This window comes from Pseudoscardovia radai (assembly GCF_002259605.1).
GTDB classification, from domain to species: Bacteria; Actinomycetota; Actinomycetes; order Actinomycetales; family Bifidobacteriaceae; genus Pseudoscardovia; species Pseudoscardovia radai.
Genome location: NZ_MWWR01000006.1, coordinates 164618 through 178081, shown reverse-complemented (window position 1 = coordinate 178081; position 13464 = coordinate 164618). Strand labels below are relative to the sequence as shown.

Annotated in this window: 11 protein-coding genes; all 11 read right to left on the bottom strand. The window is 66.9% G+C overall.

Features of this window, described 5'->3' with window-relative positions; translation table 11 throughout:
* Positions 1-782 precede the first annotated feature (782 nt).
* The 11 genes from PSRA_RS04770 to PSRA_RS04720 all read right to left on the bottom strand — a co-directional run bounded on the left by PSRA_RS04770 (position 783) and on the right by PSRA_RS04720 (position 13462).
* Positions 783-1070 (bottom strand): HU family DNA-binding protein, encoded by a 288-nt coding sequence (locus tag PSRA_RS04770; RefSeq protein WP_094660752.1) that lies wholly within the window; start codon positions 1068-1070, stop codon positions 783-785.
* A gap of 295 nt (positions 1071-1365) precedes the next feature.
* Positions 1366-3957 (bottom strand): lysylphosphatidylglycerol synthase transmembrane domain-containing protein, encoded by a 2592-nt coding sequence (locus PSRA_RS04765; RefSeq protein ID WP_094660751.1) that lies wholly within the window; start codon positions 3955-3957, stop codon positions 1366-1368.
* A complete protein-coding gene (gene purB, locus PSRA_RS04760) occupies positions 3954-5390 on the bottom strand; it encodes an adenylosuccinate lyase (protein ID WP_094660750.1) in 1437 nt (478 codons plus the stop codon). Before purB ends, PSRA_RS04765 begins: the two co-directional genes overlap by 4 nt.
* A 176-nt stretch (positions 5391-5566) precedes the next feature.
* On the bottom strand, positions 5567-7123 hold the full coding sequence (locus PSRA_RS04755; RefSeq protein ID WP_094660749.1) for a hypothetical protein: 1557 nt from the start codon (positions 7121-7123) through the stop codon (positions 5567-5569).
* Positions 7120-7542 carry a hypothetical protein gene (locus PSRA_RS04750; RefSeq protein WP_094660748.1) on the bottom strand — a complete coding sequence of 141 codons (423 nt, stop codon included), beginning with the start codon at positions 7540-7542 and terminating at the stop codon, positions 7120-7122. The genes PSRA_RS04755 and PSRA_RS04750 overlap by 4 nt, the downstream gene beginning before the upstream one ends.
* 174 nt (positions 7543-7716) lie before the next feature.
* Complete coding sequence (locus tag PSRA_RS04745; protein WP_094660747.1) at positions 7717-8517, bottom strand: DUF6466 family protein; 801 nt, start codon at positions 8515-8517, stop codon at positions 7717-7719.
* Complete coding sequence (locus tag PSRA_RS04740) at positions 8514-9554, bottom strand: vWA domain-containing protein (protein ID WP_094660746.1); 1041 nt, start codon at positions 9552-9554, stop codon at positions 8514-8516. The genes PSRA_RS04745 and PSRA_RS04740 overlap by 4 nt, the downstream gene beginning before the upstream one ends.
* A complete protein-coding gene (locus PSRA_RS04735; RefSeq protein ID WP_094660745.1) occupies positions 9551-10735 on the bottom strand; it encodes a vWA domain-containing protein in 1185 nt (394 codons plus the stop codon). The genes PSRA_RS04740 and PSRA_RS04735 overlap by 4 nt, the downstream gene beginning before the upstream one ends.
* Positions 10735-11307 carry a hypothetical protein gene (locus PSRA_RS04730; RefSeq protein ID WP_094660744.1) on the bottom strand — a complete coding sequence of 191 codons (573 nt, stop codon included), beginning with the start codon at positions 11305-11307 and terminating at the stop codon, positions 10735-10737. Before PSRA_RS04730 ends, PSRA_RS04735 begins: the two co-directional genes overlap by 1 nt.
* Positions 11304-12338 (bottom strand): DUF58 domain-containing protein, encoded by a 1035-nt coding sequence (locus tag PSRA_RS04725; RefSeq protein ID WP_094660743.1) that lies wholly within the window; start codon positions 12336-12338, stop codon positions 11304-11306. The genes PSRA_RS04730 and PSRA_RS04725 overlap by 4 nt, the downstream gene beginning before the upstream one ends.
* Positions 12338-13462 (bottom strand): AAA family ATPase, encoded by a 1125-nt coding sequence (locus PSRA_RS04720; protein WP_420820548.1) that lies wholly within the window; start codon positions 13460-13462, stop codon positions 12338-12340. Before PSRA_RS04720 ends, PSRA_RS04725 begins: the two co-directional genes overlap by 1 nt.
* Positions 13463-13464: the final 2 nt, after the last annotated feature.

The window sequence follows — 13464 nt, the reverse complement described above, 5'->3', positions numbered from 1 at the left end:
TGTTGGGAATGCACGATTTTTCCGCGAACAGTGGGTCTCGTTGGCGGGTGGCGTGCCAGTGAGAGGCACTGTTGGGGAGGCGGGTGTTGGGAATGCACGATTGTTCCGTCAACGGTTGGTCTCGTTGGTCGCTCCGGTGCCAGTGAGAGGCACTGTTGGGCGGGGGATCGTTGGGAATAGGTCGTCAAGCCGTTAACGGTGGGTCTCGTTGGTCGGTCTAGTGCCAGTGAGAGGCACTGTTGGGGAGGCGGGTGTTGGGAATGCACGATTGTTCCGTCAACGGTCGGTCTCGCTGGTCGGTCCGGTGCCAGTGAGAGCAACTGTTGGGCGGGGGATCGTTGGGAATAGGTCGTCAAGCCGTTAACGGTGGGTCTCGTTGGTCGCTCCGGTGCCAGTGAGGGGCACTGTTGGGCGGGGGATCGTTGGGAATGCACGATTTTTCCGTCAACGGTGGGTCTCGCTGGTCGGTCCGGTGCCAGTGAGAGGCACTGTTGGGGAGGCGGGTGTTGGGAATGCACGATTTTTCCGCGAACAGTGGGTCTCGTTGGCGGGTGGCGTGCCAGTGAGAGGCACTGTTGGGGAGGCGGTGTGGGGATGTGGCGCGGATTCGTATGGGGCCACACATCCGTGCGCAACCGCATGAAGAGCAATGGGCATAACAAAGGGCTGTGGATTCATCCTTGAATCCACAGCCCTTTGCGAGTCGAATCAGCGAGTCGAATCGTCGAATCGTATTTCGAAAACCGAACCCGGGAAACGAGGGCCGGTTTCCGGAAACCCGACTACTCCTGCTCGGACACGGCCTTCTTCAGGAGGGAGCCCGGGGTCAGCTTGACGCCGTAGCCGGCCGGGATGTCGATGACCTCGCGCGTACGCGGGTTGCGGCCCTTGCGGGCGGCGCGCTCGACGCGGGACGCGGTGAGGATACCGGTCAGGCGGAGGCCCTCGCCGCTCTTGAGGGACTCGATGAGCACCTCTTCGAAGGCGTTGACCGCGGCCTCGGACTGGGCCTTGGTGAGGTTGCTCTTCTGAGCGATCTTCGAAACGAGCTCGGACTTGTTGTATGCCATGTGCACACCCTTCCAATTGGAGGGCTCCTCCTTATGAGGGGCCCTGAATCACAATAGAGATATTACTTCAATGTCTGGCCTGACAGGGCACTTTTCTTTGAAATTTCAGGGATTTCGGGGCAAAAAACACAAAAAAGACGGATTCCGCGTCCGGCACGTGTCGGTTTTGGCCCGATTTTCCACGATTCGGACGCGAATGCCCGCGATTCAGCCATTTTCGCGGCATGGGAGGGTGTCGTGGAATGGGTGCGCGGAAGAGCAGTGCGGCAGGCTGCATCCGCACCGCCCCGCATCGTCACAGCATATTGCGCTTCTGCAGCCACTTCATCGACAGCGCGCCCATGGGAATCCTGATCCAGTAGGTGAGCACACGGAACAGCATCGTGGCGCTCATGGCGATGGCGCCGGGCACGCCGGTTCCGGTGAACGCGGCGAACAGCATCGCCTCCACGCCGCCCAGGCCGCCCGGCGTCGGCACGGCCGAGCCAATCGTGCTGCTCAGAAGGTAGATGAACGTGGTCTCCACCACATTCGAGTGGTAGCCGAAGGCCATGAGCGCGGCCCAGAAGCTCAGCCCCAAAGCCACCGATTGCAGCACGGCGCCGAAGCATGCGACGGCGAGCGTGGCGGGCTGGGTGAGCAGCGCGGCCAGCTGGTGCGCGTACTGGCTGAGAATCGGCATGAGCTTCTTCTGAATCATGGTGCGCAACGGCCGGATGAGCATGCACAGCGAGCCGACCACAATCAGCGCGGCGATGACGATGGCCACGGTTCCCGTGGGCACCATGCTGCCGAAGCTGGCGCGGCCGGTGAACAGGCCGACGAACACGATGAGGATGACGGTGGCGACCACCTGCACGGCGATGACGGCGCTCATGATGGCCGTGGCCTTCGAGTTCCTGTGCCCGGTTTTGCGCAGGAACTGCAGGTTCACGAACGCGGGGCCCACTCCCGCGGGCATGGACACGGCGGTGAAGCTCGTCGTGATCTGCGCCATGAAGGCGGCGAAGAAATGCCGCTTGTCGGGCTCCGTGAACGCGGTCAGGGTGATCGTCATGCCCACCCACGCCAGGCAGCCGAAGAGGAAGCACAGCAGCGCCATCGCCGTGTTCGCGCCCCTGACGGCGGTGATCATCTCGTCGAGGTTGAACTGCGTGAAGATCACGATGGCGGCGATGAGAACGAGCACGATGCTCAGGATCGTGCGCAGCGAGAAGCGCGTGACGGTGACGGGCACGGTCTGCTCCGCCTCGTCCTCGTCCACGAGCTGCCCGAGGCGCGTGCGCAGCGTCTTGATGCTGTGGCGGCGGTCCCACGTCTGCATGCGCACCGTCTCCATCGGAATCACGGCGCTCTGCACATAGGGTTGCAGCGCGGCCATCTCCTCGCGGCCCCATGCGCGGATGCCGCACAGAATGGTGCGGTCGATGCCGATCGTGCACATAAGCGCGGCGAGCATCTGCACGCGGTCGATGGCGATGTTGGCGCCGTTGCTGCCGTCGTCGCCGATATCCCAGCCGGTGAGGATGAGCCGGCCGTCCTTCGTGCGGGCGAAGCTGCCGGGGCGGATCGTGCGGTTTGTGTAGCCGCGCGTGTTCGCGCGGTGCAGGTACGCCATGACGTCGGCCACGTCGTTGTCGGTGACGGTGGGCCAGTCGCAGGGGGAGAGCACCTCGTCCTTGGTGAGTACGAGGATGGCGGATTCCTTGCTGTACGTGACCTCGTAGGGGTTGAGCTGCGGCAGGCCGATATGGCGCAGGTCGAGCAGCATGTTGCGGTGGTGGCGCACGGCGGCGCGTGCGGAACGGTCGGTGCGATGCGAGATGCCGGTGAGCGTGATCATCTGCCACAGCTGGCGCAGGTAGCCGGTGGCGTGGCGCTGCTCGTCGGAGACGGAGACCACATACGATGTGCCGTCGGCGCAGGTCATGTCATAGATGCGCGAGTCGGGCACGAGGCCGTCGGCGATGTCGGCGGTGCCGTCCTGCTCCGCGCGGCGCACGAGGCGCACGGGCTTGAGGCCTATCATCGCCATGGCGTCGGTGATCTGCGAGCCCCAGGCGCCGAAGCTGGGGGAGCCGGCGATGAAGCGCGTCGTCAGTCCGATGGCGCGGCCCAGGGTATACGAGACGATGGTCCCGGCGGGCGACTCGAAGCTGACGATGACGAGCAGGGCGGCGAGCACGTCGGTGATGATCCAGCCCCAGCGCACGGAGTTGCGCATGCGCATGGGCCCGGCGGCCGTGAGGAACGCGGCGAGGCCGGCGTACAGGTCAGGCAGCAGGGTGCCGGAGATGTTGTTGTTGGATATGAGGGCGGTGATGAGCTCCGGGTTCCCGGTTCTGACGACAAGCCACGATATGAGGTCGCAGATGAGGTAGCCGAGGATGAGCGCGGTGGCCGAGCTCAGACATTGCACCCATTCCTTGGTGATGACGGTTTGGATGATGACCCATCCGATGATAACGACCGTGCACAGTTGGGTGAAGAAGGTGAAGGGCATCGACAGGAGCCAGCTGGCCCCTTCGACGGCGCGCTCCATGTCGGATTGGACGCCGGATGTCAGTCCCGTCAGGTAATAGGCTATGAGCGTTGCGGCGACGCCGATGAGGGCCGCCAGGACGAGGTGCATGAGGTCGGTGCGGTCGCGCACCTTCTGCGGCGCGACATCTTCGATAAGCGGCGCCGGCTTGGCGGGGGAGGCCGTTTTTCCGGAGCTTGCGGCGGTGCGGTCCCCACCGGTCGCCTGTGCGTCCGAGGTCATCGTGTCGGAGGTCTTCTCGCTGGGATTCTCCGTGGCTTCGTCTCTCTGCGGCCGGATCGGGGAATCCGAGGCCACGACGTCGTCGCCGTGGCCTCCGTTCTCTTTACTGGTGTCTCGGCTCATGCATCGTAGTCTACCAGCCGGTCCGCGATGCCGCGGTAGGTCGCGGGCGTCAGGGAGGCGAGGCGGGCGCCGGTCTCGGCGTCGAAATTCAGCGTGGCCACGAAGTCCTCGACGTCCTTCTTGCCGATGCGCTTGCCGCGCATGAGTTCCTTGACGCGCTCGTACGGGTTGTCCATGCCTTCGCGGCCTTCGAGCGCCGCGGCGCGCATGGCCGTCTGGATGGCTTCGCCGAGCACTTCCCAGTTGCCGTCGAGCTCGGCCTGCATGGCCTCCTTGTTCGGATGGATGGAGTCGAGGCCGCCGTCGAGGTTGTACAGGGCGAGCATGGCGTAGCCGAAGGCGGAGCCGATGTTGCGCTGCGTGGTGGAGTCCGTGAGGTCGCGCTGCCAGCGCGTCTCGGTGAGCGTGGCGGCGAGGGTGTCGAACAGCGCGCAGCTGAGCTCGAGGTTCGCCTCGGCGTTCTCGAAGCGGATCGGGTTGACCTTGTGCGGCATGGTGGAGGAGCCGGTCGCGCCCTTGACGGGCACCTGCGCGAACACGCCGCGCGAGATGTACATCCACACGTCCTGGGCGAGGTTATGCAGGATGTGGTTCGTATGGCTGGCGATGCCGTAGAGCTCGGCCTGCCAGTCATGCGATTCGATCTGCGTGGTCAGCGGGTTCCAGTCCAGGCCCAGGCGCTCGGTGACGAAGGTCTGCGAGACATGCACCCAGTCCACTTGCGGAAGGGCGGCGTAGTGGGCGGCGAAATCGCCGGTCGCGCCGTTGATCTTGCCCAGGTATTCCTGGGAGTCGAGATGCTTGAGCTGGCGGCGCAGGCGGTACACGTACACGGCGAGTTCCTTGCCGAGCGTCGTCGGGGTGGCCGGCTGGCCGTGCGTCAGGGCGAGCATCGGCAGGTCGCGGAAGGTGTCGGCCGCGGCGGCGAGCTTGTCGGTGACGTGCTCGAGGGCCGGGCGCCACACCTTCTCCACAGCCTGCTTGACGCACAGCGCGTACGAGAGGTTGTTGATGTCCTCGGACGTGCAGGCGAAATGCACGAGCGGCTTGAGGCGCGCGAGCTCCGTGTCGGCGCCCAGGGCCTCGGCGGCCTTGTCGAGACGGCGGTCGATGTAGTATTCCACGGCCTTGACATCGTGGTGCGTGACGGACTCGATCTGCTTGAGCTCGTCGATGCCCTCGGCGCCGAAATCGCCGACGATGGCGCGCAGGTACGCCGCCTCCGCATCGGTGAACGGCTTGACGCCCGGGATATACGACGTGCGGCCGTCGTCTCCGCCGGCGAGGTAGATCATCCATTCGGTCTCGACATGGATGCGCTCGCGGTTGAGCGCGGGTTCGCTCAGGTACTCCACGAGCGGGGAGGTCTGCTTCTGGTAGCGTCCGTCAAGCGGGCTGAGGGCGATAGCGGGGGTGATGTCAGTCAGATTCATGCCTCTAGGATACGGCAGGGCGCGGATACGGCAGGCCGCGCGGTCCGCCCGGCTGCCGTTGCGTGAAGCGCCCGGCTGCCGTCGCGCGAGGCGCCCGGCTGCCGTCGCGCCGCCCGCACGATAAGCGTGACGCGCACCGCGCCATGTCGCCGTTGCTCCATCCGCGCCCGCGCCCGTTACTCGATGCGGCCCTGGTAGAAATACGTGCCCACGAGCTCTCCCTGGGTGGCCTCCTGGAAATGCCGTTCGTGCTCCTCCACGGCGGGGGAGCCGGCCTCGGTGGCGTTCTGCCAGGCGGCGCGCTGGTAGTTCATGCCGGTGGGCTGCTCGAGGTGGTCCCCGGTTCCCTCCACGGGAGTGGAGGTGGGCGAGGGCGTGCGCGAGTTCATGCCCTGCACCGTCAGCCAGCTCTCCCGCACGGGGTTCTGTGCGCCGTCGAGCGCCGTCAGGGGGTCGGTTTCCATCTCGACGCTCGTCACATACGTGTTGCCCGGGATCGGGTGGTTCGCTATAGGGGCCGAGGCGGTGACGACGTGGAGGAAATCGTATTCGCTCGAGATGCCGCCCGCCATCGACGCCGCCGTGAGCCCGCCCTGCGAGCCGCCGATAAGCACCACGTCGTCGCCTTTCTTCACGCCGGCCTGCTTCATCGCCTCGCGCGCGAACTTCATACTTTCCGAGTCGAGGCGCTGGCGCGAGGAATCCGACATCAGCGGCACGATCTGGTTGACCGAGCACGGGGAGTCGGGATGGCCGTCGGAATCCGGGAGCGTCACGATCCATGCGCGCTTGCCGTCGGGCCTTTCGAGCCGCTGGATGCAGATGGTGGCGTATCCGGGGCTGGTGGAGGGGCCGTTGAGCAACTCGATGTTGCGGTAGGCGTCGGCTATGGTCTCGGGTTTCTCCAGCGGCTTGCGCGGGTGGATCTCGTAGACGTTCACGTCGGAGCCCTGGATGCGGTCGACGAACGACCCGCCCAGCTTCGTGAACTGCCCGGCGGCTTCGTTTGCCTCGTCGGTGTGGAAGAGGTTCTCGACGACGTCCTTCCACTCGAGCGCGTCGAGGGTTTTCGGGTCGAACAGCCTCGACAGGTCGATGCCGCCGGGCATCTTGCCCGAGCTCGAGCCGATTTTCTTGAACAGGGATTTCAGCCCGGCGCTCATCGGGACGCCGGAGAGCACCGCGCCGTAGCCGGAGACGATGCCGTCCTGGAACCACCACAGCTCGTGCGAGTACGAGGCGGGCGTGAACTCGCCTTCGTCGACGAGCCCGATGAACGGGATGAACACCGACGCGCCGGCCAGAAAGAACGACGAACCGATGGGGAAGCGCTCGATGGCGAACTCGATCATCTCGTTGACGATGCGCCGCGCCCTCTGTTCGGAATCCGAGTAGATGGAGTAGGCGCGCAGGATGCGTTCGGCGGCCGACTGCAGCGTCGCGGCGAGCTGCGCGTACTGCTCGACGTGCGTGCGCGCCTGCCCTTCGATCGCGTCGAAGGGCAGCGACTTGTGCCCGCTCGGCGTGACCGACGGCGCGCCCATCGGCAGGTACGGGCACATTGTGGAGTGGCGGTGCATCTGCATCTTGAGGGGCATGGACTGCCACATGGCGGTGATGGTGGAGACCCTCTCGGCAACGGCCAGAAGGCCCGTGGCGAAGCGCTCGAGGGCGTCGATGTCGCCCAGGTAGGTGAGGTTCGCGCGAATCTTGGTGTCGACGTACTGGGTCATGGCGTGCCTCCCGTGATCGTGGTCATGCGCAGGGTCACCTGCAGCTCGTCGTCGGTTGCGTTGATGACGGAGCACATGCGTTGCAGCATGTCATGGCATAGGGTGGCCGCCGAACCCTCCCATTGGGTCAGGTCGAAGTTGCCGATGGCGTCGAGCGCGGCCCTGAGCGCGTCCTGGGATCCCGCGACGGCGCTTTCGAGAATCTGTACGGCGAGCTGCACGGTGCCGTGGCATTGGCATCCGCCGGACAGACCTTGCGGGGTCAGCATGCTCGGCGGGCCGGGTGTCGAGGGCGACGAGGGCGAGTGCAGGGGCTTGGACGGCTGGATGCCGTTCAGGCCTGCACCTGGGGACAGCGTGCCGACGGGGAGCCCTCCCGGCGTCGGCGAACTTTTGGTCAGGGGATGTATCTGTGTCATGGGGTCATCGTGGCAGAGGCGCAAGCCGACACGCCGGGCGCCATGACATTGTGGACGAAGGTCACGCGCACGCGCGGGCCTGTGGATAACTCGGGGTCGATGCCCCGGTCGCCGGTACCTCGGGCGCTCGATCGCCGGGCGTCGAGGTACCGGTGCGGAGAACCATGCGGCGCCTTACCACGGACGGCTCACGGTGGGGCCGCCGGTCCCGCCCGCCGGCGAGCTGCCGGAGGGGTTCGAACTGCCGCCGCTGTTTCGGTTGCGAAGCTGTTGCAGCTTCTCGTCGTCGCCGTCTCCGGCGTCGCTGGAGGAACTCGAGGAATCGGGCGCCTGGGAGGAGTCCGACGACATCGAGTCCGACGCGCTCGGGGATTGCGAGGAGTCCGAGGTCTGCCCGTCGGTGGATGACGGCGAGGCGGAGTCGGAGGAGTCGTTCGATGCGGTGCCGGGGCCGCTTTGCGAGGAGTCGCCGCTCGGCGAGTCGCTGCTGGAGCCGTCGCTGTCGCTGTCGGAATCGTTCGAGGAGCCGTTGCTTGAATTCGCGTTGGTCTGCTGCTGCTTCTCGATGGCCTCGGTCAGGTCCTTGCTGACCTGGGCGTTGCGTTCCATGTCGGAGCGCAGGAACGGCAGCTGGCTCCATTTCCACGTCAGTACGTCCGCGAACTGTGCGTCCACCGAATGCTGTTGCGCGAGCAGTGCGTCGAGGTCGGCCGAATCGTCGGCCGTGAACGTGGTGATGTCGGTCTGCAGCTGGCGCGTCGCGGCATCGTAGCGGTTCACCGTGTACATGGTGAGGAAGGCCCAGGCCGCGATGACGACGGAAAGCACGATTCCGACGATGGCGAGCGCCGTGACCGCGGGGGAGCGGTGCGCCGGCGCCGCCTGGGCGTCCGGTGCGCCGGGCGCCCAGGACATGCCGTTCGGCGCGGGCGCCGACGGGGCGCCGGGCGCGGGGCCGGGAATGGTCTGGCTCATAGCAGCCTCCTCGAGGTTCGGGCGTGCGCGATGGCCTCCCACAGGAGCAGCGCGGCGAGCACGGCCGCGAACGGCCATACGATCGGGTTCGTGCTGTTCACCTGCTTTTCGACGCGCACCAGCTGGTAGTCCTGCTGCGACTGGCCGGAGGCCGGGTACTGGACGGCGCTCGAGGCATCGACCGCCTGGTACACGCCCGACAGTTCGTCGGCGATGGCCGAGAGAGTGGCCGAGTCGCGCTTCGACACGCCGGGCTGGCCGGTGTCGGGGTCGGTGACCCACGTGGTGCCGTCGGGGTAGGCGTCGCCGGCGCGCAGGCCCGACCTGAGCTGCGGCACGGTACCGCCGTCGTCGGATCCCACGCCCACCACCACGGCGTCGTCCACATAGGCGCGCAAGGCGGAGAAGGAGTTGCGCTGCCCGTCGGCGGTCTGCTCGCCGTCGGAGATGTAATACAGCACGATGCGGTCGTTCTGGTGCTGCGAGCGCATGTCGGAGAGCACCGTCGTCAGCCCGTCGAGCGGGGCGGAGGGATTGGATCCGCTCGACACGCCCGTGGGCTCCGTGTACAGGTCGTCGACCCAGGAGGTGACGGCCGACACGTCGGGCGTCAGCGGAAGGCCGAGGGTCGAGCTGTCGCCGCCGAAGCTCAGGGCGGCGAAACTCGAGTCGGGGTAGAGCTTGGTCAGGTCGCTGACCACGTAGCTGGCGGCCGTGATGCGCGTCATCTTTTCGCCGCCGGTGCCCGGGTACGAGGCGTCGTCCACGGCCATGGAGCCGGTGACGTCGAGCGCGATGACCACGTCGGTGGCCGACACGGCGCGCGTGGTGGACTGCACCATCGTGCTGGGGCCGAGTATCATGAGGCAGATAACCGCGGACACGGCGCAGCGCCGGCCCCAGTCCACGGCCGTCGAATCCACGTCGGGCGCCTGGCGGTGCGCGCGGATGGCGAGCGCCGCCGTCACGGCGAGCACGACGACGATGACGGCGATCGTGACGGGCCATCCGAAGATGGGTTGCAGGGTGAATCTCATCGTCTCAGCGCCCCTTCGATCGCGAGGTACAGCAGCCACAGCAGCGCGAGGGCCGCGAGGAAAAGCAGCGGCCTGTCGCGCAGGTCGGAGCGGTTGATGTCCTGTTCCTCGCCCACGCTGCGGTTGTCGATGTCGCGCACGAGGTTGTCGATGGCGTCCTGCGAGCTGGGCATTTCGAAAACGCCGCCGTGCCGCTCGATCAGCGTGCGCATCTCGACGGCCTCGGAGGTGCCGCTGGTCAGCGACGTTCCGGCGTACAGGCCGTCGACGGCGATATTCGAGCGGTCGGTCAGGTCGAGGCCCTCGCCGAGGGTGTAGACACCGGTTCCGTTGGTCATGTTGTCGGTGGCCAGAAGGATCATGCCGGTTCTGTCGGAGGATGCCGACGTACCGGAGCCTGAGCCCGCCGTCGTGCCGCTTGAGCGGCCCTCGTTGAGCACGAACTCGGGGAGCATCATGGCGCAGCTGACGAGGCCGTCGCCGATCAGGGACGAAGCGTCGGTGATATTCCACGTGCCCTCGAGCCAGCGGTCGATTTCGGCGATCTGGTCCTGCGTCAGGTTCGCCACGCTGCCGCTTGAGGTGAGGTTGGCGAGCAGGTCGCTGGCGTACTGCAGCTGGTTCTTGACCAGCGAGTAATCGTCGGTCAGCGGGAACACGGTGCGCGAGGTGGAGTTGAAGATGCTCAGGCCGATGCGCTCGCCGCTGAAATGCTCGGTGAGCTTGAGATACGATTCGAGGATCTGCTGGTCGTAGGGCAGCGCGGATTCCGACGCGTCGAGGCACAGCACGATGTCGCGCCTGGTGGCGGCGTCGTTATCGCGCTGGATGGCGCTCGGACGGGCGCATAGCGCCGCCGTGACGAGTCCGACGATCGACAGGAGCACGACGGCGGCGCGGTTCGCGCGGATCCAGCCGCGGTAGCGGTTATCGGCCGCGATGCCCTGCATGTCGTCGTTCAGCGTCCACACCGGCGGCATGTCGTCGGCGGGGCGGTAGGCGGAGCGCTGCGCCGCACGGTGGGCGATGTACCACAGGATGGCGAACGCGGCCGCCACGCCGATGCCGACGAGCGGCCAGCGCAGGGAGAAGCCGTCGAGGCGCAGGCCGTCCGTCCAGCCGTCGGCCATCGTCGGACCGGCCATCGTCTGGCCGGCCATCGTCAGAAGGAAGGCGTCCATCAGTGCCACCCCTCGATCAGCCTGTCCACCCAATCGCACGCCATGTCCACGGTCGCCTCGGCGGCACGCGGATTGCTGGCGGGGTCGGCGAACTCCGGCGGGTACAGCGCGGCGATCGTCTGCCTCAGCGCCTGCAGGCCCGGATTGGGGCGCATACCGGCCTGCGCGCCCGAGGCGCGGCGGATATCCGTGAGCGTGGTCGTGGACATGTCGGAGCCCGTGCGCATCGTCGCGTACTCGCGGCACAGACGCGCCAGCAGGCGGTAAGCCTCGTCGTCATCGATCTGTCCGGCGTTGAACCTGGCGAGGATCTGCGCCACGCGCTCATGCCACGAGCGCGTGTCCGAGTCGATGCCGTGGCGTGCGTACGCCGACGGGGCGGCCGCACGCGGGCGGCGCAGGAACGCCGCGTACACGATGATGATGGCGACGAGAAGGAACACGATGCCCAGGGCGCCGAACACGGAGATGGGGCGCTGGGGCATGGGCGTCTCGTCGAACTGGTACGCGAGGGTCTGGGCGTCCGCGGCACAGGGGCGGGCGGCGAGGATATACGCGGACCAGGGCATCATCTGGTCACCCCCCGGGAGATATCGGTGTTTTTCATGATGGTCGAAAGATAGGTGACGAACTGGCGGAATATGTCCTCGCTGGATTCGCCGCTCAGGTACGTCACGCCGTGGCGCGTCAGCTCGGTGCGGGCGCGTTCTGACAGGAACGCGCGGTGTGCCGTCAGCTCGTCGGCCGTGGCGCGCGTGCGCAGGTATGCCGGGATGCGGCGGTCGGTGTGCGCGTCGAAGGCGCCGTGCGGCGTCTGCGGCACGGAGAACGGGTTGAGGGAGTCGATGCTCACGGCCACGATCTGGTGCGTGCGGCGCAGCGCCTTGATCTGCGACATCGACGCATGCTGCCAGCCGGTTTCGTCGGACACGATGACAATCAGCGAGCGGCGGTCGGGGATGCGCTTGGCGCAGCGCAGCAGTTGCTTCATGGAGCGCGGCGACTTGGCGAGCCGGCGGGACATCGAGCGCAGCGTCTGGTCGAACTGTGCGAAGTCGCGGTTCACCGTGGCACGGAACACGTCGTCTTTGTTCGCCGCGAGAATCGTGATGTCGTCGCCGCGGCGCAGCGAGAGCATGGCGAACATGCGCATCGCATTGAACGCCACGCGGTACTTGTTCTCGCCCGCGCGCGTCAGGCCGGTCATCTCCACGCCGCCGTCGAGCAGCATCCACACCTTGCTCGTGACGGTGCGCTCCTTGTCGGCGATCACGGGGCGGCCGCGGCGCGCCGACGCCTTCCAGTCGATGAGGCGCGCCTCGTCGCCGGCCTGGTAGAAGCGCTCGTCGAGGAACTCGTAGCCGCTGCCGCGGCGTCCCGACGGATGCTCGCCTTCGAGGATGCCGAGGGCGCGCGTCACCGTCGGCAGCGACAGGCGCTGCGCCATCGCGATGATGCGCGTGCGAATCGGGTCCTTCGGCGCGGCGGACAGCCCTTCGTCCAGCGAAACGGGGCCTTGCGCCGCGGCGGGCGCGGAGACGGCCGCCGCGTTCCCGACGTCGGGACCCTCGGGGCGGGCCGGGGGCGTGGGTGTGCGGAACATCACGGAACGGGAACCGCCTTGATGACGCGGTCGATGACCTCGTCGCTCGTGATATCGTCCGCCTGCGCCTCGAAGGTGAGCAGCACCCTGTGGCGCAGCACGTCGGTGGCGAAGTCCTTGACGTCCTCCGGCACCACGTAGTCGCGGCGGTTGAGCAGCGCCTGCGCCTGTGCCACGCGCACGAGGGCGATGGAGGCGCGGGGGCTGGCGCCCAGGCGCACGATGTTGCCCAGGCCCTGGATGGGGCGGGGGCCCGAGCCGCGCGTGGTCGAGACGAGGTCGACGACGTATTTCATGATGGCGCCGGCCACATGCACGTGGCGCACGGTGTCGCGCAGGAACTCGAGGTCGCGCAGGCTGATCGTGGTCTCCGGGCTGTGCGAGTAGTCCGGCTGGTCGGTGCGGCGGCGCGTGAGCATGTCGAGCATCCTGCCCTCCTGCTCGGGCGTGGGGTACGTCATGACGGTTTTCATCATGAAGCGGTCCATCTGCGCCTCGGGCAGCGTGTACGTGCCTTCCTCGTCGATCGGGTTCTGCGTGGCGATGACCATGAAGGGGCTGGGAAGCGGGATGCTTTCGCCGCCGATGGTGGTGGCGCCCTCGGCCATGGCCTCGAGCATGGCGGACTGCGTCTTCGGGCTCGAGCGGTTGATCTCGTCGAGCAGCACGATGTTGGCGTGCACGGGGCCGATCTGCGTGGTCATGCGCTGCGTGGCGAAGTCGAAGACCTGTGTGCCCACGAGGTCGGCGGGCATGAGGTCGGGTGTGCACTGGATGCGGCTGAACGATCCGGACACGGAGGAGGCCAGGAGGCGCGCGGCCGTGGTCTTGGCCAGGCCCGGGGCGGATTCGATGAGGATATGCCCGCCCGCCATCAGCGTGACGATCAGCGATTCGCGCAGCTGCTGCTGGCCGATGAGGCCGCGCGAGAAGCAGGCGCGGATGCGGCTGACGAGCTCGTTGGCGTGGGCGATGGTGTCGGGATTGAGCACATGCGCCACGCCCTGCGGGTCGCTTTGCTGCGGCGCGCCGAGCGGCCTGCCCTGGCCGGGGCCCGCGGGCATGGGAACGGTATTGGGTCCTGTCATGGAACTCCTGGATCTCCTAACGGTTATGCGCGCCATGG